This window comes from Acidovorax sp., assembly GCF_022763525.1.
GTDB lineage: Bacteria > Pseudomonadota > Gammaproteobacteria > Burkholderiales > Burkholderiaceae_C > Acidovorax.
Map to the genome: position 1 here is coordinate 1 of NZ_JALEGG010000288.1, position 17,701 is coordinate 17,701.

At 65.8% G+C, this 17,701-nt stretch carries 18 protein-coding genes; 6 read left to right on the forward strand and 12 right to left on the reverse strand.

The features are described 5' to 3' along the window. From MRY84_RS21830 to MRY84_RS21840, 3 genes are all read right to left on the reverse strand, one after another. A partial coding sequence (locus MRY84_RS21830; RefSeq protein WP_291507777.1) for an ABC transporter substrate-binding protein occupies nucleotides 1–1,044 on the reverse strand: 1,044 nt, incomplete at its 3' end. Nucleotides 1,045–1,062: 18 nt separating this feature from the next. Continuing rightward, nucleotides 1,063–3,240, reverse strand: coding sequence for a TonB-dependent receptor (locus MRY84_RS21835; protein WP_291507778.1), 2,178 nt, complete (start codon nucleotides 3,238–3,240; stop codon nucleotides 1,063–1,065). A gap of 179 nt (nucleotides 3,241–3,419) precedes the next feature. Then, a complete protein-coding gene (locus MRY84_RS21840; protein WP_291507779.1) occupies nucleotides 3,420–3,809 on the reverse strand; it encodes a DUF2946 family protein in 390 nt (129 codons plus the stop codon). Nucleotides 3,810–4,078: 269 nt separating this feature from the next. Between MRY84_RS21840 and MRY84_RS21845 the strand changes: the two genes are divergently transcribed. Together MRY84_RS21845 and MRY84_RS21850 are read left to right on the forward strand one after the other, a co-directional pair. Continuing rightward, the gene (locus MRY84_RS21845; RefSeq protein WP_056062454.1) at nucleotides 4,079–4,927 is read left to right on the forward strand and encodes a hypothetical protein; all 849 of its coding nucleotides are present in this window, start codon (nucleotides 4,079–4,081) and stop codon (nucleotides 4,925–4,927) included. Next, nucleotides 4,924–5,352: a hypothetical protein gene (locus MRY84_RS21850; RefSeq protein WP_291507780.1), complete on the forward strand. Its 429-nt coding sequence runs from the start codon at nucleotides 4,924–4,926 to the stop codon at nucleotides 5,350–5,352. Before MRY84_RS21845 ends, MRY84_RS21850 begins: the two co-directional genes overlap by 4 nt. Nucleotides 5,353–5,507: 155 nt before the next feature. Here the strand turns inward: MRY84_RS21850 and mmsB are convergent, their stop codons facing one another. From mmsB to MRY84_RS21880, 6 genes are all read right to left on the reverse strand, one after another. Then, a complete protein-coding gene (gene mmsB, locus MRY84_RS21855) occupies nucleotides 5,508–6,401 on the reverse strand; it encodes a 3-hydroxyisobutyrate dehydrogenase (RefSeq protein WP_291507781.1) in 894 nt (297 codons plus the stop codon). Between the two features lie 104 nt (nucleotides 6,402–6,505). Beyond that, nucleotides 6,506–6,895 carry a DUF488 family protein gene (locus tag MRY84_RS21860; protein WP_291507782.1) on the reverse strand — a complete coding sequence of 130 codons (390 nt, stop codon included), beginning with the start codon at nucleotides 6,893–6,895 and terminating at the stop codon, nucleotides 6,506–6,508. A 47-nt stretch (nucleotides 6,896–6,942) separates the two neighbouring features. Further along, nucleotides 6,943–7,452 (reverse strand): TfoX/Sxy family protein, encoded by a 510-nt coding sequence (locus tag MRY84_RS21865; RefSeq protein ID WP_291507783.1) that lies wholly within the window; start codon nucleotides 7,450–7,452, stop codon nucleotides 6,943–6,945. A gap of 64 nt (nucleotides 7,453–7,516) precedes the next feature. Then, a complete protein-coding gene (locus MRY84_RS21870; RefSeq protein ID WP_291507784.1) occupies nucleotides 7,517–8,683 on the reverse strand; it encodes an acyl-CoA dehydrogenase family protein in 1,167 nt (388 codons plus the stop codon). Between the two features lie 103 nt (nucleotides 8,684–8,786). Next, nucleotides 8,787–9,182: a lysozyme inhibitor LprI family protein gene (locus MRY84_RS21875; RefSeq protein ID WP_291507785.1), complete on the reverse strand. Its 396-nt coding sequence runs from the start codon at nucleotides 9,180–9,182 to the stop codon at nucleotides 8,787–8,789. Between the two features lie 174 nt (nucleotides 9,183–9,356). After that, nucleotides 9,357–10,880 (reverse strand): CoA-acylating methylmalonate-semialdehyde dehydrogenase, encoded by a 1,524-nt coding sequence (locus MRY84_RS21880; RefSeq protein WP_291507786.1) that lies wholly within the window; start codon nucleotides 10,878–10,880, stop codon nucleotides 9,357–9,359. A gap of 144 nt (nucleotides 10,881–11,024) precedes the next feature. On the opposite strand from MRY84_RS21880, the gene MRY84_RS21885 reads away from it, so the two are divergent. From MRY84_RS21885 to MRY84_RS21900, 4 genes are all read left to right on the forward strand, one after another. After that, the gene (locus tag MRY84_RS21885; RefSeq protein WP_291507787.1) at nucleotides 11,025–11,927 is read left to right on the forward strand and encodes a LysR family transcriptional regulator; all 903 of its coding nucleotides are present in this window, start codon (nucleotides 11,025–11,027) and stop codon (nucleotides 11,925–11,927) included. A 254-nt stretch (nucleotides 11,928–12,181) separates the two neighbouring features. Next, nucleotides 12,182–12,982 carry an expansin EXLX1 family cellulose-binding protein gene (locus MRY84_RS21890; protein ID WP_291507788.1) on the forward strand — a complete coding sequence of 267 codons (801 nt, stop codon included), beginning with the start codon at nucleotides 12,182–12,184 and terminating at the stop codon, nucleotides 12,980–12,982. A 57-nt stretch (nucleotides 12,983–13,039) separates the two neighbouring features. Next, nucleotides 13,040–13,492: a YiiD C-terminal domain-containing protein gene (locus tag MRY84_RS21895; RefSeq protein WP_291507789.1), complete on the forward strand. Its 453-nt coding sequence runs from the start codon at nucleotides 13,040–13,042 to the stop codon at nucleotides 13,490–13,492. A gap of 186 nt (nucleotides 13,493–13,678) precedes the next feature. Continuing rightward, entirely contained in the window at nucleotides 13,679–14,245 is a 567-nt protein-coding gene (locus tag MRY84_RS21900) for a hypothetical protein (protein ID WP_291507790.1), read from the forward strand. Between the two features lie 97 nt (nucleotides 14,246–14,342). On the opposite strand, the gene MRY84_RS21905 is transcribed toward MRY84_RS21900, so the two are convergent. The 3 genes from MRY84_RS21905 to MRY84_RS21915 all read right to left on the reverse strand — a co-directional run bounded on the left by MRY84_RS21905 (nucleotide 14,343) and on the right by MRY84_RS21915 (nucleotide 17,689). Beyond that, nucleotides 14,343–14,501: a DUF3309 family protein gene (locus tag MRY84_RS21905; protein ID WP_142145881.1), complete on the reverse strand. Its 159-nt coding sequence runs from the start codon at nucleotides 14,499–14,501 to the stop codon at nucleotides 14,343–14,345. Nucleotides 14,502–14,715: 214 nt separating this feature from the next. Further along, entirely contained in the window at nucleotides 14,716–16,347 is a 1,632-nt protein-coding gene (locus tag MRY84_RS21910) for a DHA2 family efflux MFS transporter permease subunit (RefSeq protein WP_291507791.1), read from the reverse strand. 16 nt (nucleotides 16,348–16,363) lie between these two features. Beyond that, entirely contained in the window at nucleotides 16,364–17,689 is a 1,326-nt protein-coding gene (locus MRY84_RS21915) for an HlyD family efflux transporter periplasmic adaptor subunit (RefSeq protein ID WP_291507792.1), read from the reverse strand. Nucleotides 17,690–17,701: the final 12 nt, after the last annotated feature.

The following is a 17,701-nucleotide window of genomic DNA, read 5'->3' on the forward strand; positions in this document are numbered from 1 at the left end:
GGGGTCGTGCCGCAGCGGACTCAGATGGGGGTTGTGCCACGCGCCCAGTGTGGGCGGCAGCAGCTGGGTGGCGGCCAGCGTTTCGTCGCCCATCAGGGCGTGGGCGATGCCTCTGCGGTCGATGGCCAGGCTCAGCGCCTGGCGTACGCGCACGTCGCGCAGCGTGGGTAGGCCCGCGTTGAGCTTGACGATCACCGTGCGCGGCAGCGTGACCGATTCGATGCGAACTTGCGCGCGCCGTGCTGCGGCCGGGTTCTGCGCATGGCGCTGCAGCCGCCGCAGGCTGGCTGGGTCCAGCCCATAGGCCAGATCGGCCTGGCCGCTCTCGGCCATCAGCGCGCGGGTTTCGGCTCGGCTGGCGGCCAGGTAGCGCACGGCGGCAATGGCGGGGCGCGGGCCGTCATAGGCGTCAAACACCACCGTTTCGACCTGCTGCGGCGGCACCAGCACCGCAACGCGATAGGGGCCGCTGCCAATGATGCTGCGCACCTTGCCGTCGGCCCCATAGCTGGCAGGGGCCAGCACCATGGTGCTGGAATGCGCCAGCAGCGCGGGCAGGGCAGTGTGGGGTCGTTGCAGGCGGATGAGCACCGTGCCTTCGTCGGGCGCGGTGATGGACTCAATGGGCGCCTGGCTCAGCAGCGCGGGCGCCACCTGCGCGGCTTGCAGGCTGCGCACCACGGCGGCGGCCGTCACAGGTGTGCCATCGTGAAAACGCGCCCCGGGCCGCAGCGCAAAGTGCCACACCAGCCCATCGGCCGACACGCGCCAGCTCTGTGCCAGAGCAGGTTGCGGCAGACCATTGTCGCTGGCGCCCAGCAGGGTCTCGGTGACCTGCAGGCGCGTGAACACATGGCCGCTGCTGGCGGGCGCCAGGCCGCTGATCTCCCACGGGCCGACGATCTGCAGCGGTGCGGGTGCGGAGGAGGGTGGTGCGCCCTGCGCCGAGGCAGCGGGCAGGGCGCCCGCCGCCAGCGCGGCCACGGGGGCCTGCAAGGCGCGGCGCCGCGTTAGGGGTTTGAGGGCGGAGGAGAGTGTTTTCATGCAGGTCACCGGCACCACTCAGAACTTCGCTTGCAGCCCGACCGTGACCGTCCGCGCCGCCCCCGGCGCCACCCACACGCGGCTGTAGGAGCTGGTGTAGTGCACCTTGTCAAACAGGTTGTCCACGTCCAGCGACAGGTTCAGCGTGGGGCTCAGCCGCCAATACGCCATCAGCTTGGCCGTGGTGTAGCTGGGCAGCTCAAACGCGGCGGTGCCTGCATTGGCCTCGGCCTGCGTGCGGGCCTGGCCCAGGCGTTTGCCCATGTGCGTCACGCCACCGCCAACGCCGTAGCGCTGGCCGTTGGCCAACTGGTTTTCGTACACCGCCAGCACGCTGCCGTTCACGCGCGGCACGTTCAGCAGGCGGCCGCCCACCTCCAGCGTGTTGTCGCGCGTCACCTCCACGTCGTTGATCACCAGGCTGGAATTCACGCGCCAATGGGTGCTCAGGCGGCCCGCCAGGTCCAGCTCCAGCCCCCGGCTGCGCACTTCGCCTGCGGCCACCGAGAAGCCTGCGTTCAGCGGGTCGCTGGTCAGCACATTGCGTTTGGTGATGTCGAACAATGCCGCCGTGGCGCCCAGGCGCTGGTCGGCGCTTTCCCACTTGGCGCCCAGCTCCAGCGCACGGGATTTTTCCGGGTCAAAGCCGTTGCCCGCCACATTGCTGCCCGTGTTGGGGCGGAATGAACTGCCCGCATTGGCAAACACCGTCCACCCCGGCGTGGGCAGCCAGCTCACACCCAGGCGCGGCGACACGGCCGATGGGCTTTGCGCCGTGGTGCGGTTGGTGATGCGGTTTTGCAGGCTCTGGTCATAGTGGTCGGCCCGCAGCCCGGCCATCACCCGCCACTGCTCGCCCAGCTTGAGGGTGTCTTGCACATACAGCGCGGTGTTGCGCTGCTTCTCCAGCGTATCGGTGTTGCGCCCCGGCGTGGGCTGGGCCTGGCCGTACACGGGGTTGAAGATGTCGATGGCATACGGCGCGGCAGTGCTGGGGTTCACGCGCAGCATCACCGAATCCATACTGAACCGGTAGCTCTCCACCCCCACCAGCAGCTCATGCTCCAGCCCGCCCGTGCGCAGGTTGCCCTGCAGCTCGGCCTGCACGGCCACATCGTCCGACTGGAAATCGCGATACCGCCGCTGGCGCGTCAGCGTGCGGCCATTGGCCTGCAGCGCGGTGGCTTCGGTTGCAAAGCCTTCCATCCCCGTCTCGCGGTACGACAGCCCCACGCGGCTGCGCCAGTCGGGGTTCCACTCGTGCGACAGCACCAGTTGGTGCGTCTGGTTGGTCACGGTCACATCGCCATCGGCAGGCTCGCCCAAAAAGCGGCTGGCAGGCACCGCGCCCAGGCGGTTGTTGACCGCCACCACGCCCCGGTCCAGCGGCGTGGCGTGGCGCAACAATTCAGCCGTGTACTCCAGCACCGTGTCGGGCGAGAGCTTCCAGGTGAAGGCCGGGGCCACCACCTGCCGCTGCGCGCGCACATGGTCGCGAAAGCTGCCCTTGTCTTCCACCGCCACATTCAGGCGGTAGGCCAGCCGGTCGTTGATGGGGCCGGTGGTGTCCAGCGCCGCACGGCCCAGGCCGTAGCTGCCCGCGTAGGCCTCCACCGAATGCGCGGCCTTCCACAGCGGCTTCTTGCTCACGATGTTGAGCGTGCCGCCGGGCTCGCTGCTGCCATACAGCGCGGCGGCCGGGCCCTTGAGGAACTCCACCCGCTCCACCCCCGCCAAGTCGCGTGGCGCATTGAAGCCCCGGTTAGACGAAAACCCGTTAAGCAGCGTCGCCATGCCCGTGTTCTCGTTGCCCGGCAGGCCCCGGATGGCGATGTTGTCCCACAGCCCGCCAAAGTTGTTCTGGCGCGAGACCCCGCCCACATAGTCCAGCACCTCATCGAGCCGCGTGGCGCCCAGGTCGTCCAGCGTCTGGCGCGACATGACCCGCACGGATTGCGGCAGCTCGCGCAGCGGCAGGCTGGTTTTGGCACCCTCGGCCTCGTCGGCATAGTAGGTGCCCGAGGCACTGCGGCCCACCACGTCCACGGCAGACAAGGTGGGCGGGGTGACCACATCGCCGTCTGCAGCCCAGGCGGGGTGGAGGGAGGCCAGCAGGGCCGCCGCCGCCATGGCCGTCAATGTGGGGCGCGGCAGGGGCGCAGGGCGTGAAGAAGAAACAGAAGAGGAGGAGCGCATGGCAAACCAGTCCAAAAGCGGTGAATGCAAAAGCCAGGAGCAACGCGGCCCACACCCGCCTGGGTAGCGGCGGGCACACAAGGTCGCGTGCCCGCACCCACCCCACGGGGGTGAATGCAAGGGCGAAAACGAGAAGGGGATGCGCTATAGAGCGCAGGCTGGCTGGGGCCCGACGCGTGTCAGGCCCGCTGGGCTGGCGGAGGATCGCGTGCCGCAAACGGCCAGCGCACCTGCTGGGCCGTGAAGGGGTCTGCGCTGTGCGGCGCGATGGCGCTGGGTTCTGCGGGGACTTGCGGTTGGCGGGCCGGTGCATGCGCCAGCCCCGCCTCCAGCGCGTGGGTCAGGCACCAGGCGCAGGTGGTGTGTGTCTCTTCGCCGTGATCGTCGCTGGCTGTGGCGTTGTTTGCCAACGCATCCACATCGCCTGCGGTTGCCGAGGCTGTGGCGCTGCGCATCAGCTCCTGAATGTGCCGCGCCTCATGCAAGGGCGCGCCCGCCAGCGCGTTGAACAACGCCACCAGCAGAAGCACGATGTGGAAAGGCAGGGCGGGGATGGTGCGGCGCAGCATGAGGGGATGCGAATCATACTCAAGTGCGGGGGGTGGCGCGGGGAAGCGCCGATGCGCCGGTTACGCACTTTGGCAGGCCATAGTCTGCCGGGTTAAAGTTGCCGGGTTTAGCGGAATTTTTATCCCTGGATTTTTGAACAAATCTATGGCTGCAAAAAATAGGCCCGGAGCCGCATCCAAGAGGACTCAATGTCCAGAATATCCGCACGGTCCAGTTTATTGCGCAAGGTTTGCGGTATACATCACGTTAGCCCTCAGAAAGCCATCGCATGCGTCGTCCAATCGCCCGGTTTCATCTGTACCGCTATCAGTTGCTCCCCGTTGATCGGCACTTTCAAGGCGATCTCTACGGCGCATCGACGATTGACGATTTGCTCGCTCAAAAGAACAGAATCTTCTCGAATGCGCTTGCCGCACCCAGTGCCTTTGACGGAAGTCGAACGCAAACAGCGACACAGAAACTGGCGGAATCTGACGAGTTTCTTCTCTACCGAATCGCGGCTAATCGTTCGCTTCAACATGAGACCCGAGACTTTCAAACTGAGGTCATAGACAACTGGCCGAAGATCCTTCTGGTCATCTGGAATGCGCCGGACAAACAACTGATCGCAGTCCAGCACAGAATCAACGCGTTCAAGGATACAGAGTCGGTCGTGAAGCTCGTATTCGATTCAATCGAACCGATCCTTTCAAAGAACCAGCTGACGGCCATTTGGGAACCTCTCTTCGAAAAGAAAGTGTTCTGGGACCTGATTGACAAGAATATGGGCAAGATTCAGGAGATCGACTTCGAGTTGGTCACGCCAAATATGGCGAACATCTCTGCCGTGTTGCCAGAGAATTTGCGACAGTTCGCAAAGCGAACAAACGCTGTAAAGAGCCACGTCGCCATCACATCCGACGGAGCTTCAGCGCTAAAGATTGAGCGCAACGATCCTGTAGTAAATGCGCTCGTGGACTACAGCAGTGAAGGCGGCGGTGACATAGCTATCCGGCTTGCAGGAATAAAGAAGAAGATTCACACCTCGCGCACTGTTCGAGAGGTCTCTATCGACGAAGCAGTTCTTCAAGGAACGCCAGAAAACGTCGCCTCAATTCTTCGGGAGCTACTCAAGTGATCGCCCAGATCGCGAAGACATCGCTGCTCTCGCTCGGTGCGGGCTTCATGTGCCAGCTGGCCCAGGACTGGCTTGCGAGCCAGTACTTCAACGAGTTCTTGCGCGCAAATCTCATCAATATCTTGATCGCCCTTTTGGCCGTCAACTCGGCGACTATGGGGATCGTTCTCACTAAGATCCGTGAACTCATAGAGAAGCATGGTCACGGGGATGCGTTTCAACAAACAAGAGAACAGTTCCTTCTGTCTGTCAAAGAGCAAGTTGCTCTTATAGGCGTGGCAATCGTTTTGCTAACAGTCTCACAGTCCAAGTACCTCAAAGACATTCCGAACGTTGGAATGTTCTTTGGCTCAGCCATCGCTGCCGTTTTCGTCTATTCCATGACCATCCTTCGACACAGCAAAGGGTGTTTTGATCATCATTGACTACAAGCCCGAGAACTGATGGCTAACCCTTCCACTCTGGAACCGAAGCGCGATGGGAAGTGAATCTCGCCGGGTTTTGAGGAGTCTGTTCCACTCCGGTAAGCCCAATAAAAAACGCCAGCAGACGCTGGCGTTTTTCTTTGACGGAAGAGCGATTACCCCTTTTGAACCATCTTAATAATGCTGGAAAAATCCAGCGCCCCATGCCCCGCCAAGCTATGCGCCGCATACAGGTTGCGGGCCATCCCACCCAGCGGAGTGGCAGCCTTCACCGCCATCGCGTTCTCCTGCGCCAGGCCCAGGTCCTTGAGCATCAGGTCCGTGCCAAAGCCACCCGCGTAGCCCTTGCTCGCAGGCGCGGTTTCCATCACGCCGGGGTAGGGGTTGTACTTCTCCAGCGCCCAGTTGCCGCCCGAGCTGCGGCGCATGATTTCGCTCAGCACCTTGGGGTCCAGGCCGTTGGCTACGCCCAGGGCAATGGCTTCGCTGGTGCCTGCCATCAGGATGCCCAGCAGCATGTTGTTGCAGATCTTGGCCGTCTGGCCTGCGCCCACGCTGCCTGCGTGGAAGATGTTGGCGCCCATCTTTTCGAGCACGGGGCGGGCGCGTTCCAGGTCGGCGGTGTCGCCGCCCACCATGAAGGTGAGGGTGCCTGCAATGGCGCCGCCGGTGCCGCCCGAGACGGGCGCGTCGATAAAGGCCACGCCCTTGGCCTTGGCGGCCTCGGCCACCTTGCGGGAGGTGGCGGCGGCGATGGTAGAGCAGTCGATCACCAGCGTGCCGGCGGCCAATTGGGGCAGCAGGCCGGGCTGCTTGTCGTTGCCCAGGTACAGCGCCTCCACATGCTGGCTGGCGGGCAGCATGCTGATGACGACTTCGGCGCCCACCACGCAGTTGCCCGCGTCGGTGGCAATGCGCACGCCGTCGGCGGCGAGCTTGTCGCAGGCGGGTTTGGAGAGGTCGAACGCGCCGACGTCGTGGCCCGCCTTGTGCAGGTTCAGGGCCATGGGGCCGCCCATGTTGCCGAGGCCGATGAATGCGATTTTCATGGTGATGTCTCCTTGATTTGCAATGGAAGTTGATATGGTTTTGATAGCTTCCAGCGCTTGCCCGTCAAGCGCTGGCGGCCAAAATCATTGAATTTTTCGGTGGCTCAGCCGACCACCTCGGCCCCGCGCGCCAGCAGCTCGGCCCGCAGCACCGAGCGGTGGCAGCGCGCCTCGTCCTCGCAGTAGCAGCCCACCGATAGGGCGCTGTGGTGCGACAGCGCGGCGAGCAGGTCGAGCGTGCGGCTGGCTTCGGGCTGGGCGAGTTCCTTGCGGAATTGCTTCACGAATGCCTCCCACTCCTTGTCCGTCTGGGCCTGCTGGCCCTGCGTCATCAAGTCGGCGCTGGGCGAGAGCAGGGGGTACCACACGTCGTAGTAGTCGCGGCTGGCGAACTCGGCCTTGGGCACGCCGCGCGGCGGGCGGCGCACGGTGCCGATGCGGGTGCCTTCCCCGGCGGCGCGTGGGGTGCCGAGGCGGACGATGCGAAGGGGCATGGTGTTGTGGCTCCGGGTGGGGGTTGCGGGCGGGGTGGGCGGGCAGGTCAGTCGTCGGCTTCGAAGATGCTGTGTTTCTTCGCTCCGGCGGGTGCTGTGCTTGTTGTTGCCGTCGTCGTCGCTGTTTTCTTCGGCTTGGCGACGCTGCTGCGGGCAGACGACTTTTTGGTTGCAGCCGGAGTGCTGGTGGCGCTTGTCTTGTTTTTCTTGCGCGGTGACGCCTTGGCCAGCGGGTTGTAGGCCAAAGCTTCATCCACCCAGTGGTTCCACTGCACCCGGGTGGAATAGCCATTGGGCTCCACCCAGAAGTAGCCCTGCATGCCGCCGCCGGGCGAAAGCTCGCGCGTGTTCTGCATCTCCTGCAGCTCGCCGTGGCGCTCGGGTGGCAGGCGCACCAGCAGTTCCTCGCCCTTGACGGCAAGGCACATCTTGCCGTCCACGAAGAACGCATGCGTGCCGAACAGCGGTCGCTCCTCCACATCGCTGCGGTGCGCGAGCGCGCTGCGCACGGCATCGATCAGGTGCAGGGTTTCGTCGCTGAGGGGGCGTGCTGGCATGGTTCTGAATAAAAACGGCCGCTAGCGATTGCTGGACAAGCGCGAGCAGCTATTAAAAATATAGCTACCGAATCACCTCCGTCGCATCCCCGTCCAGCATGCGCCGGGCAATGATGACCCGCATGATCTCGTTCGTGCCTTCCAGGATCTGGTGCACGCGCGCGTCGCGCAGCAGGCGCTCCAGCGGGTATTCGCGGATGTAGCCATAGCCGCCGTGCAGCTGCAGGGCTTCGTTGACCACCGTAAAGCCTGCATCGGTGGCAAAGCGCTTGGCCATTGCGCAGTAGGTGGATGCGTCGCGCGCACCGGCGTCGAGCTTGCTGGCGGCCAGGCGCACCATCTGCCGCGCGGCGACCAGTTCTGTCGCCATATCGGCCAGCTTGAACTGCAGCGCCTGGAAGCTGGCGATGGGTTTGCCGAACTGTTTACGGTCCTGCATGTACTGCTGAGCGGCGTTGAGCGCCCCTTGCGCCGCGCCCACCGAACAGGTGGCGATGTTGATGCGGCCGCCGTCCAGGCCCTTCATGGCGATCTTGAAGCCTTCGCCCTCGCGGCCCAGCAGGTGGTCGGCAGGGATGCGCACGTTGTCGAAGCTGATGGTGCGCGTGGGCTGGCTGTTCCAGCCCATCTTCTGTTCCTTTTTGCCGTAGCTGATGCCGGGCGCATCGGCGGGCACGGCAAAGGCGCTGATGCCGCTGGCGCCGGACTGTGCATCGCCGGTGCGGGCCATGAGCACCAGCACATCGGTGCTGCCCGCGCCGCTGATGAAGGCCTTGCTGCCATTGATAACGTATTCGTGGCCCACCAACTCGGCGCGGGTCTTGAGCGAGGCGGCGTCGGAGCCCGCGCCGGGTTCGGTCAGGCAGTAGCTGGCGAGCTTTTCGCCCGTGGTGAGCAGCGGGCCCCAGTGATCGCGCACGGCGGGCGTGGCCCAAGTGCCCAGCATCCAGGTGGCCATGTTGTGGATGGTGATGAAGGCGGTGGTGCTGGGGTCCACGGCTGCCATCTCTTCAAAGACCAGGGTGGCGTCGAGGCGGGGGAGGGCGAGGCCGCCTGCGGCTTCGGGGGCGTACAGGCCACAAAAGCCCAGTTCGCCTGCCTTGGCGATGGCCTCGCGGGGGAAGATGCCTTCTTCGTCCCAATGCGCGGCGTGGGGTGCCAGCTCGGCCTGGGCGAAGTCGCGCGCGGTCTGGGCAAAGGCGCGTTGCTCTTCGGTGAGTTCAAAGTCCATGGTGTGTCTCGAGGTCGCTTGTTGTTGGTGTTGCGCTTTCCACGTGGATGGGTCTCTTCAATCCATTGACCTTCTCATATCGGTTGGCGCCTATCCATCCTATTCATGGCTTGGCCGACGGGTGGTCCAGCGTCAGCCAGCGCATCAGCCCCCTGCGGCGCGCCTGCGTCTCGGCCGTCAGGCACTCGTGGTACGTGCGCGGCCATGTGGGCTCGGATTCGTTGGCGCGCTGGGCCTGCTTGCAGCGGGTGGTGCGCTCGCGCTGCCAGGCCGTGTGCTCCTGGCGCAGCTGGGGGCGCTCGTGGGCCGAAAGGGCGCGCATCACGTCGCCGTAGAGGATGGCGATCTCGGTGTCTGCAGCCTGGAAGGCTTGCACGGCGCAGGCGTTGGTTTCTTCGACGGTGCCGCTGGATTTGCATGCGGCGCCGGCCTGGGCGTGGGCCTCGGCCCCGACCAGCATCACGCACGCAGCACCGAAGACCATGGCCCATCCTCGCATCGTTGTCAGATAAGTTTGCATGCCCCGCTTTTACCACCGCGCACAGCGGTTGAAACCGGCGCGGACAAAGGCGAGGTAGCCGCGCAAGGGCCGCCCCGCCGCGCTGGCTGCGTCCCCCTTCCGCATCGCAAAGCGATGCAGAGAAAGGGGGAAGCGGCGAAGCCGCTCAGGGGGTTACTTCAAGCTAATCGTCGTATTGACACCGTGCGAGATGGTGCTGTCATCAAACCAGCGCGCCGTCACCGTCTTGGTCTGCGTGTAGAACAGCACGACCTGCTTGCCGTACGGGCCCAGGTCGCCCAGCTTGGAAGCGCGCGAGCCCGAGAACGAGAACAGCGGCACCGGCACGGGGATCGGCACGTTGATGCCCACCTGGCCCACGTCGATCTCTTCCTGGAACTTGCGGGCCGCGGCACCCGACTGCGTGAAGATGGCGGTGCCGTTGCCGTTGGGGTTGTCGTTGATGAACTCGATGGCTTCGTCAATGTCTGCCGCGGCCGAGAGGCACAGCACGGGGCCGAAGACCTCCTGGTCGTAGATGCTCATGCCGGGCACCACGCCGCTGAAGATCGTCGGGCCCACGAAGTTGCCCTTTTCAAAGCCGGGCACGCTGGGGTTGCGGCCGTCCAGCTCCAGCGTGGCGCCGTCGTGCAGGCCGCGCTCGATCAGGCCCACCACGCGGTCCTTGGCCGCGCAGGACACCAGCGGCCCCACGTCGGTGCCTTTTTCGGTACCAGCGCTCACCTTCAGGGTCTTGGCCTTTTCGACCAACTCGGGGATCCACTTCTGCGCCTCACCCACCAGCACCACCACCGACAGCGCCATGCAGCGCTGGCCCGCGGCGCCAAAGGCGGCACCGGCCAGGGCGTTCAGGGTTTGCTCCTTGTTCGCATCGGGCATCACGATGGCGTGGTTCTTGGCGCCCATCATGCACTGCACGCGCTTGCCGGCCAGGCTGGCGCGGTTGTAGACATGCGTGCCCACCTTGGTGGAGCCCACGAAGCTGATCGCCTTGATGTCCTCGTGGTCGCAGATCGCGTTGACGGCCATTTCGCCGCCGTGCACCACGTTGAGCACGCCGGGCGGAATGCCGGCCTCCAGTGCCAGTTCGCACAGGCGCATGGTCACCATGGGGTCTTGCTCGCTGGGCTTGAGCACGAAGGTGTTGCCCGTGGCGATGGCCATGGGGAACATCCACAGCGGGATCATGGCCGGGAAGTTAAAGGGCGTGATGCCGGCGCACACGCCCAGCGGCTGCAGCAGGGTATAGGTGTCCACGCCGCCGGCCACGTTGTTGGCCAGCTCGCCCAGCTGCAGGTTGCCGATGCTGGCGGCGTGCTCCACCACTTCCAGGCCGCGGAAAACGTCGCCTTCGGCATCCGGCAGGGTCTTGCCTTGCTCCGCCGTCAGGATGGCGGCCAGCTCGGCCATGTTTTCGCGGATGAGCTGCTGGTATTTGAGGAAGATGCGGGCCCGCGTGCCGATGGGGGTCTTCTTCCAGGTCTTGAACGCCTCCTTGGCCGAGGCCACGGCGGCATTGATCTCGTCGGCCGTGGCAAACGGAACGCGCGCCAGCACCTGCTGGGTGGCGGGGTTGACGACATTGCGCCACTCGGTGGTCTTGGACTCGACGAACTGGCCGCCGATCAGCAACTTGACGGTGGGGGCCAGCACGGCCTGCGAGGTGGGGGCATTCATGCGTTTGTCTCCTGGAGAAATTGTGGGCAAGGTGCCCAGAACTTCGCCATCCTAGCTGTGCAGAATTGTCTGCACAATAGACAATGCTGCGCAATGGGTTTGCAAAAATGCACAGCAACGCCTGGCGAGCGAAAAGGATTTCGAATGGACTGGGACAACCTGCGGTACTTTCTGGAACTGGCCCGGGCCGGCACGCTGGTGGGGGCAGCGCGCCGCCTGGCGGTGGATCACACCACCGTGGCCCGGCGGCTGCAGGCGCTGGAAAAGCAGGTGGGCTCCGCATTGTTTGCGCGCGAGGCCGGTGGCCACCGTCTGACGGAAGCCGGGCGCGCGCTGCTGCCCCAGGTCGAGGCGATGGAAGCCGCCTTCCTGGCCGTCGAGAACGCCGCCCCCGGCGTGCGCCAGGGGCTGCATGGGCTGGTGCGCATCGGCACCACCGAGGGTTTTGGCAACCTGATCCTCGCCCCGCAGCTGGCCCGGTTCGCGCTGGACCACCCCGGCCTGGTGGTGGACCTGCTCGCGCTACCGCGCCTGGTGCACCTGTCGCGGCGCGAGGCCGACATCGTCATCTCTCTGGAGCGCCCGGCCCGCGGCGCGGTGCTGGTGGTCAAGCTCACCGACTACGTGCTGCAGCTGTATGGCGGCCGCGACTACCTGGCGCGCCATGCCCCCATCCGCAGCGCCGACGACCTGCGCGGCCACACCTTCATCAGCTACGTGGACGACCTGCTGTTCAGCAAGGAGCTGCAGATCCTGGATGAATTGCACCGCCCCGCGCACTTCGCTTTGCGCAGCACCAGCATCCTGGCGCAGTACGAAGCCGCGCGTGCTGGGGCGGGGCTGGCGGTGCTGCCCGCGTTCGTGGCGGCGCAGGACCCCTCGCTCGTCCAGGTGCTGCCCGGGGTGGCGCGGTTTCAGCGCACGTTCTGGATGTCGATGCCCGTGGACAACAAGCACGTGGCCCGCATGCAGGCCACCTGGGCTTTTCTGCGCGAGGCGGTGGCGGCGCAGCAAGGGCTGTTGCTGCCGCCAGCCGAAGGAGGGTGATGTGCGGACTACTATTAAATGAATAGCAAAGACCGCTTGTCAGGCGAGCGCAGGTGCCTTTTTTATCCTAATTTTTCAGCGGCACGCACCGTTCTCTGGGAGCCTCAGCCTTTGCGTTCCAGGCCGCCGCGATGTTGCGTTTGCTTGCAAGGCCGGCAGCTGAGGCAGCCTGCACAGCGCCCGGGGTGGGTACCATGCCTGCCGCCGACGCGGCGTTCCTCGCGATCCCATCATTCTTCTCACCGGTATCCCCCATGACGAACTTCTCCGGAAACCCCACGCGCCACGCGCGCCTTGCAGCCCTGGTTTTGCTCGCCTCCCTGGCGGCCTGTGGCGGCGGGGGATCGGACGATGCGGCAGCGCCTTCGCCCACCCCGGCGCCAGCCCCCGCGCCAGCACCGGGCCCCGCACCCGCACCCGGGCCGGCGCCAGCGCCAGGACCCGCCGTACCAGGGGCCCTGTCGCCCACCTATACCGGCGAAGGTACTTTTTATGGTGCCACGGGCCAAGGCAACTGCAGTTTTGACGCCAGCCCCGGCAACCTGATGGTGGCGGCGATGAACGGCCCGGACTACGCGGGCAGCGCCGTTTGTGGCGAGTATGTCGCCGTCACCGGCCCCAAGGGCTCGGTCACTGTGCGCATCACCGACCAGTGCCCCGAATGCAAGAAGGGCGACCTGGACTTGAGCGCCGAGGCTTTTGCGCGCATCGCCGACCCTGTGGCCGGCCGCGTACCCATCAGCTGGCACGTGGTGCCGGGCGATGTGAGCGGGCCGGTGAGCTATCGCTACAAGGAAGGCAGCAGCCGCTGGTGGGTGGCGATCCAGGTGCGCAACCACCGCCTGCCGGTCACGGGCCTGGAGATCAAGCCCAGCGGCAGCGCGGACTGGATTCCCGTGGCGCGGGCTGACTACAACTATTTCGTCCATCCCAGCGCCATTGAGACCGGACCGGTGCAGGTGCGCGTTACCGCGCTGGGCGGGGCCACGTTGATCGATACCTTGCCCGAGCCGTCGGGCGGCGTCGTGGTGGCGGGCGGGGCGCAGTTTCCCTGACCCTTCCCGGCTGTTCATACGTCTGCTTTCCTCCACGCCTGCTCCCGCCATCGCCCCGTGAACGCACTCGAACTCCAGTCGTACCTGCACCAGCACATTCCCCTGTCCCAGGCCATGGAAGTCTCCGTGGTGGAGGCCTCGCAACACCAGGTGGTGCTGAGCGCGCCGCTGGCGCCCAACATCAACCACCGCGAAACCGTGTTCGGTGGCAGCGCCTCGGCCGTTGCCATCCTGGCAGCGTGGTCCATGCTGTACCTGCGGCTGTCTGCCGAAGGCCTGGGCAGCCGCCTGGTAATCCAGCGCAACACGATGGATTACCAGGCGCCCATCGACGGCACTTTCACCGCTGTGGCGCAAGCCCCCGCAGCGGCAATATGGCAACCGTTTACCCGCATGCTGCAGCGCAAGGGGCTGGGGCGTATTGCGCAGGGCGCATCGCTGTACTACCAGGGCCAGGCGGCCGGGCAGTTGGCGGGGGAGTTCGTGGCCTTCGGGCCGAGCTACACCTGAATGCCATGGGCAGCTGCTGCACATTCACTTGCGCAGCGGTGTGAAAAGGCGTGGATTGGCCATGCTCATCCGGCCATTGCCGAGGCAGGAGCGAGCGTAGCCTCTGCTCACCGGGCGAAGCGGTGGCAGGACATGCAGTGTGTACTGCACAGACACCGCGTGTTCGCCACACAGGAGTTCACCGCCATGTCCCCGCTCATCTCTGGCCTCGCTTCGGTCGCCTCGTTGATTTTCAATGCCACCTCCGGCGGATCTGCCAAGCAAGCTGCTTCGCGGCGCAGCGATGCCGACTCGCAGGCGCAGCCTTCGGCCGTGCTCAGCCTGAGCCCCCAGGCCGAGGCTCTGGCCGGGTTTGCGAGCAAGGGCATTCTGGTGTCCCAGGGGCAGTTCGACAAAGCTGTGGGCGCGGCGGCTCAGACGGCGCGGGCTTCGGTGGCGCAGCCTGCCGTGCAGCGGGTGGTGACCACGGAAGAGTTCAAAGAATTGCTCACCCGCTTTGGCGCCGACGATGCGCAGAAGGCGCAGCTCACGGCGGGCTTTGACACCAACCAGGACGGTGCCATCACCCAGCAGGAGTTTCTGCAGGGCTTGGCCAAAACCAGGGGAACCGAGGCGGGAAGCGACTTTTCGCAGACGGTGATGGAACTGATGGATCGAAGCGGGGTGGCTGATGGCAAGGTCGCCGATCAGGAGTTTGCGGCGTTTTCCACGGCATTCGCTTTGGCAGGTGCCAGGCGATCAGGGGTGGCTTAGCGAGCTGGCCCGGCCCCAAAGCAAAACGGCCCGTGACGGGGCCGTTTTGCTTTGGGGCTAACAGGCTGCGTCGTGCGCAGTTGTCAGGTCTGCGGCGTTATATCCGGCCCATGAGCAGCAGGATCAGCAGGATCACCACCACCAGCCCGACACCGCCGCTGGGCCCGTAGCCCCAGGAGCGGCTATGGCCCCAGGTGGGCAGCACGCCGATGAGGATCAGGATCAGGACAATCAGCAAAATCATGGAGAGCGACATGGCAGTTCCTTGGGTTGGTGTTGTGATGGCTGCATTGTTGGGAACCGCCATTCCTGCCTCGGCAGGTGCCAAGCCCGCGATCGGGTCAGGTAATTCCGACAGCCGGTGTGGGAGTGTGGAAGCCGGCTGCGGCGAAGGCGCCGCAACGCGAATGACTCGCCCTCGCTAAAAGCGACTTGATGCGCCGGATGAGGAAGGTGCCCGCCGTGCCCGCTCAGTGCGCGCCCGCTGCATCGGCCGCCCCGCCGCCTGCCGCGCGCGCGGGCCGCTTGGTCAGCCAGATCAGCGCGATCAGCAGCAGGAACAAACCCGCCGAGCCCAGAAAGATGTCATTGGCCGCGCGCGTGAACGCCTGCTGGTCGATGAGCCGGTTGATCTGCGCCAGCGCCTGCATCTGCGTGAGGCCCGATGCAGTGAGGTTGTCCAGCGTCTGCGCAAACACGCCCTGGCCCTGCACGAGCCCTTCGGTCAGGTGCGCGTGGTGCATGGCGGCGCGGCTCTCCCACAGCGTGGTGGCGATGGATGTGCCCATGGCCCCGGCGGTGATCCGCACGAAGTTGGACAGACCCGCCGCCGCCGGGATGCGGTCTGGCGACACACCGGCCAGCGTCAGCGTCGTCAGCGGGATGAAGAAGAACGCCATGGCCGCGCCCTGCAGCAGGGTGGGGATCAGGATGTGGATGAAATCCGTCTGCACCGTGAACTGCGAACGCATCCACAGCACCGTGCTGAACACGATGAACGCGCCCGTGGCCATGCGGCGCGGATCCCACTGGCCGACCTTCTTGCCCACCAGCGGCGTGAGCAGGATGGCGAACACGCCCACTGGTGCCAGCGCCATGCCGGCCGAGGTGGCGGTGTAGCCCATCCACTGCTGCAACCACAGCGGCAGCAGCACCACGTTGCCGAAGAAGAGGGCGTAGGCCACCGACAGCGCCAGTGCGCCAAAAGTGAAGTTGCGGCCCTTGAAGAGTTTCAGGTCCACCACCGGGTGCTTTTCGGTCAGCTCCCACACCAGAAAGACGGCAAACGCCACCACGGCGACCACGGCCATGGTGATGATCTCGCCCGAGGCAAACCAGTCCAGCTCCTTGCCCTTGTCGAGCATCAGCTGCAGCGCGCCCACCCACAGCACCAGCAGGCTGAGGCCCACGGTGTCGATGGGCAGCTTGCGGATGGGGGTCTCGCGCTGGCGGTAGATGCCCCAGGTGAGCAGCCCGGCCAGCAGGCCCACGGGCACGTTGATGTAGAAGATCCAAGGCCAGGAGATGTTGTCGGTGATCCAGCCGCCCAGCAGCGGCCCCACCACGGGTGCGACGAGCGTGGTCACGCCCCACAACGCCAGGGCGGTGCCCGCCAGCGCCTTGGGGTAGCTGGCGAGCAGCAGGGTCTGGCTCAGCGGGATCATCGGCCCCGCCACCAGTCCTTGCAGCACGCGGAAGAACACCAGTGCCTCCAGCGACCCGGCAAAGCCGCACAGCCAGGACGTGAGCACGAACAGCAGCACGCTCATGGTGAACAGCCGCACTGCGCCAAAGCGCTGCGTAAGCCAGCCAGTGAGTGGCACCGAGATGGCATTGGCCACACCAAAGCTAGTAATGACCCAGGTGCCCTGGCCGGGGCTCACGCCCAGGTCACCGGCAATGGCGGGGATGGAGACGTTGGCGATGGACGAATCCAGCACGTTCATGAACGTGGCCAGCGACAGCGACAGCGTGCCCAGCAGCAGGGCGGTGCCTTGCAGCGGTGGGTAGGCGGCAGGAGGCCCGGGCGGGGCAGGGGTTGGCGTTGCAGCAGGCGCCGAACTGGCGAGCGCCTGGTCTGCAGTGGGGTTGGCGGCGGTCATGCGCTATCCACCCCGTTTACTGCACCACAGGTGACTGTACTGCCGAGGCCACCGGGGCCGAAGCGTGTTGCTGCTGGCTTTGCGCTGGCGCCTTGCCCACCTTGGGCGATGCCACGGCCACGGCGGCCTTGCCGCTGCGGCCCAGGTTGGCGGCGATGATGTGGGCCACCTCGTCGTCGGCGGCCTTGAACTGCTCGTCGAAAACAGCGGTGGCGGCCACGGGCGTGGTGCGCTGGGTGTCGGCCAGCGTCTTGCCGCTCTGATCGGCAGTGTCCACCTTGACTTCCATCGACAGGCCCACGCGCAGCGGGTGCTCGGCCACTTCCTTGGGGTCTAGGGCAATGCGCACGGGCACGCGCTGGACCACCTTGATCCAGTTGCCGGTGGCGTTCTGCGCGGGCAGCAGCGCAAAGGCGGCGCCGGTGCCAGCGCCCAGGCCCGTCACGGTGCCGTGGTAGACCACCTTGGTGCCGTACACGTCGGCCTCCAGCTCGGCAGGCTGGCCAATGCGCAGGGTCTTGAGCTGGCTTTCCTTGAAGTTCGCGTCCACCCACAGGTCATTCAGCGGCACCAGCGTCATCAGCGGGGCGCCCGCCTGCACACGCTGGCCCACCTGCACGCCCCGCTTGGCCACATGGCCATCCAGCGGGGCGACCAGCTGGGCGCGCTGCACGGCCAGGTAGGCCTCGCGCACGCGGGCCGAGGCACGCGCAACGTTGGGGTGCTGTTCGATGGACGTGCCTTCGGTCTGCGTCTGGCTTGCGGCCAGCTGCTCTTGCGCGGCCAGCACGGCCGACTGGGCGGCGGCCACGGTGCTCTTGGCTGCTGCCAGCTGGGCGGTGGCGTGCTGGAACTCTTCCTTGCCCACGGCGCCACTGGCCATCAGTGGGGCGCGGCGGCTCACGTCGTCCTGCGCGCGGGCGGCATCGGCCTGGGCGCGGGCCAGGTCAGCGCTGCGCAGGCTGACCTGCGCCTTCAGCGTGGCGTTGTTGGCGTACAGCGTGCGCACTTCGCGCACGGTCTGGGCGAGCTGGGCCTCGGCCTGCTCCAGCGCCACGCGGGCGTCGGCGGGGTCGAGCTTGACCAGTAGTTGCCCCGCCTTCACGTAGTCGGTGTCGTCTGCGCCGATAGACACCACGGTGCCGCCGATCTGCGGCGTGATCTGTACCACGTTGCCCGCCACGTAGGCGTTGTCGGTGGTCTCCACATGGCGGCCATTGGCCCAGTGCCAGCCGCCCCAGCCGATGGCCACCAGCGCGACGGCGGCGGCAATGAGGGTGAGGCCGCGGCGGCGGGCGGTGTTGGCTTCGTTGGCGGTGAGGGGTTCGCTGTGGGCGGTCATGGCAATGTTCTT

Excerpts from the sequence above, each read along its gene's own strand:
- MRY84_RS21835 (WP_291507778.1), bottom strand. The coding sequence starts at position 3,240 with ATGCGCTCCTCCTCTTCTGTTTCTTCTTCACGCCCTGCGCCCCTGCCG.
- MRY84_RS21840 (WP_291507779.1), bottom strand. The coding sequence starts at position 3,809 with ATGCTGCGCCGCACCATCCCCGCCCTGCCTTTCCACATCGTGCTTCTG.
- MRY84_RS21845 (WP_056062454.1), top strand. The coding sequence starts at position 4,079 with ATGCGTCGTCCAATCGCCCGGTTTCATCTGTACCGCTATCAGTTGCTC.
- mmsB (WP_291507781.1), bottom strand. The coding sequence starts at position 6,401 with ATGAAAATCGCATTCATCGGCCTCGGCAACATGGGCGGCCCCATGGCC.
- MRY84_RS21860 (WP_291507782.1), bottom strand. The coding sequence starts at position 6,895 with ATGCCCCTTCGCATCGTCCGCCTCGGCACCCCACGCGCCGCCGGGGAA.
- MRY84_RS21865 (WP_291507783.1), bottom strand. The coding sequence starts at position 7,452 with ATGCCAGCACGCCCCCTCAGCGACGAAACCCTGCACCTGATCGATGCC.
- MRY84_RS21870 (WP_291507784.1), bottom strand. The coding sequence starts at position 8,683 with ATGGACTTTGAACTCACCGAAGAGCAACGCGCCTTTGCCCAGACCGCG.
- MRY84_RS21875 (WP_291507785.1), bottom strand. The coding sequence starts at position 9,182 with ATGCGAGGATGGGCCATGGTCTTCGGTGCTGCGTGCGTGATGCTGGTC.
- MRY84_RS21880 (WP_291507786.1), bottom strand. The coding sequence starts at position 10,880 with ATGAATGCCCCCACCTCGCAGGCCGTGCTGGCCCCCACCGTCAAGTTG.
- MRY84_RS21885 (WP_291507787.1), top strand. The coding sequence starts at position 11,025 with ATGGACTGGGACAACCTGCGGTACTTTCTGGAACTGGCCCGGGCCGGC.
- MRY84_RS21890 (WP_291507788.1), top strand. The coding sequence starts at position 12,182 with ATGACGAACTTCTCCGGAAACCCCACGCGCCACGCGCGCCTTGCAGCC.
- MRY84_RS21900 (WP_291507790.1), top strand. The coding sequence starts at position 13,679 with ATGTCCCCGCTCATCTCTGGCCTCGCTTCGGTCGCCTCGTTGATTTTC.
- MRY84_RS21905 (WP_142145881.1), bottom strand. The coding sequence starts at position 14,501 with ATGTCGCTCTCCATGATTTTGCTGATTGTCCTGATCCTGATCCTCATC.
- MRY84_RS21910 (WP_291507791.1), bottom strand. The coding sequence starts at position 16,347 with ATGACCGCCGCCAACCCCACTGCAGACCAGGCGCTCGCCAGTTCGGCG.
- MRY84_RS21915 (WP_291507792.1), bottom strand. The coding sequence starts at position 17,689 with ATGACCGCCCACAGCGAACCCCTCACCGCCAACGAAGCCAACACCGCC.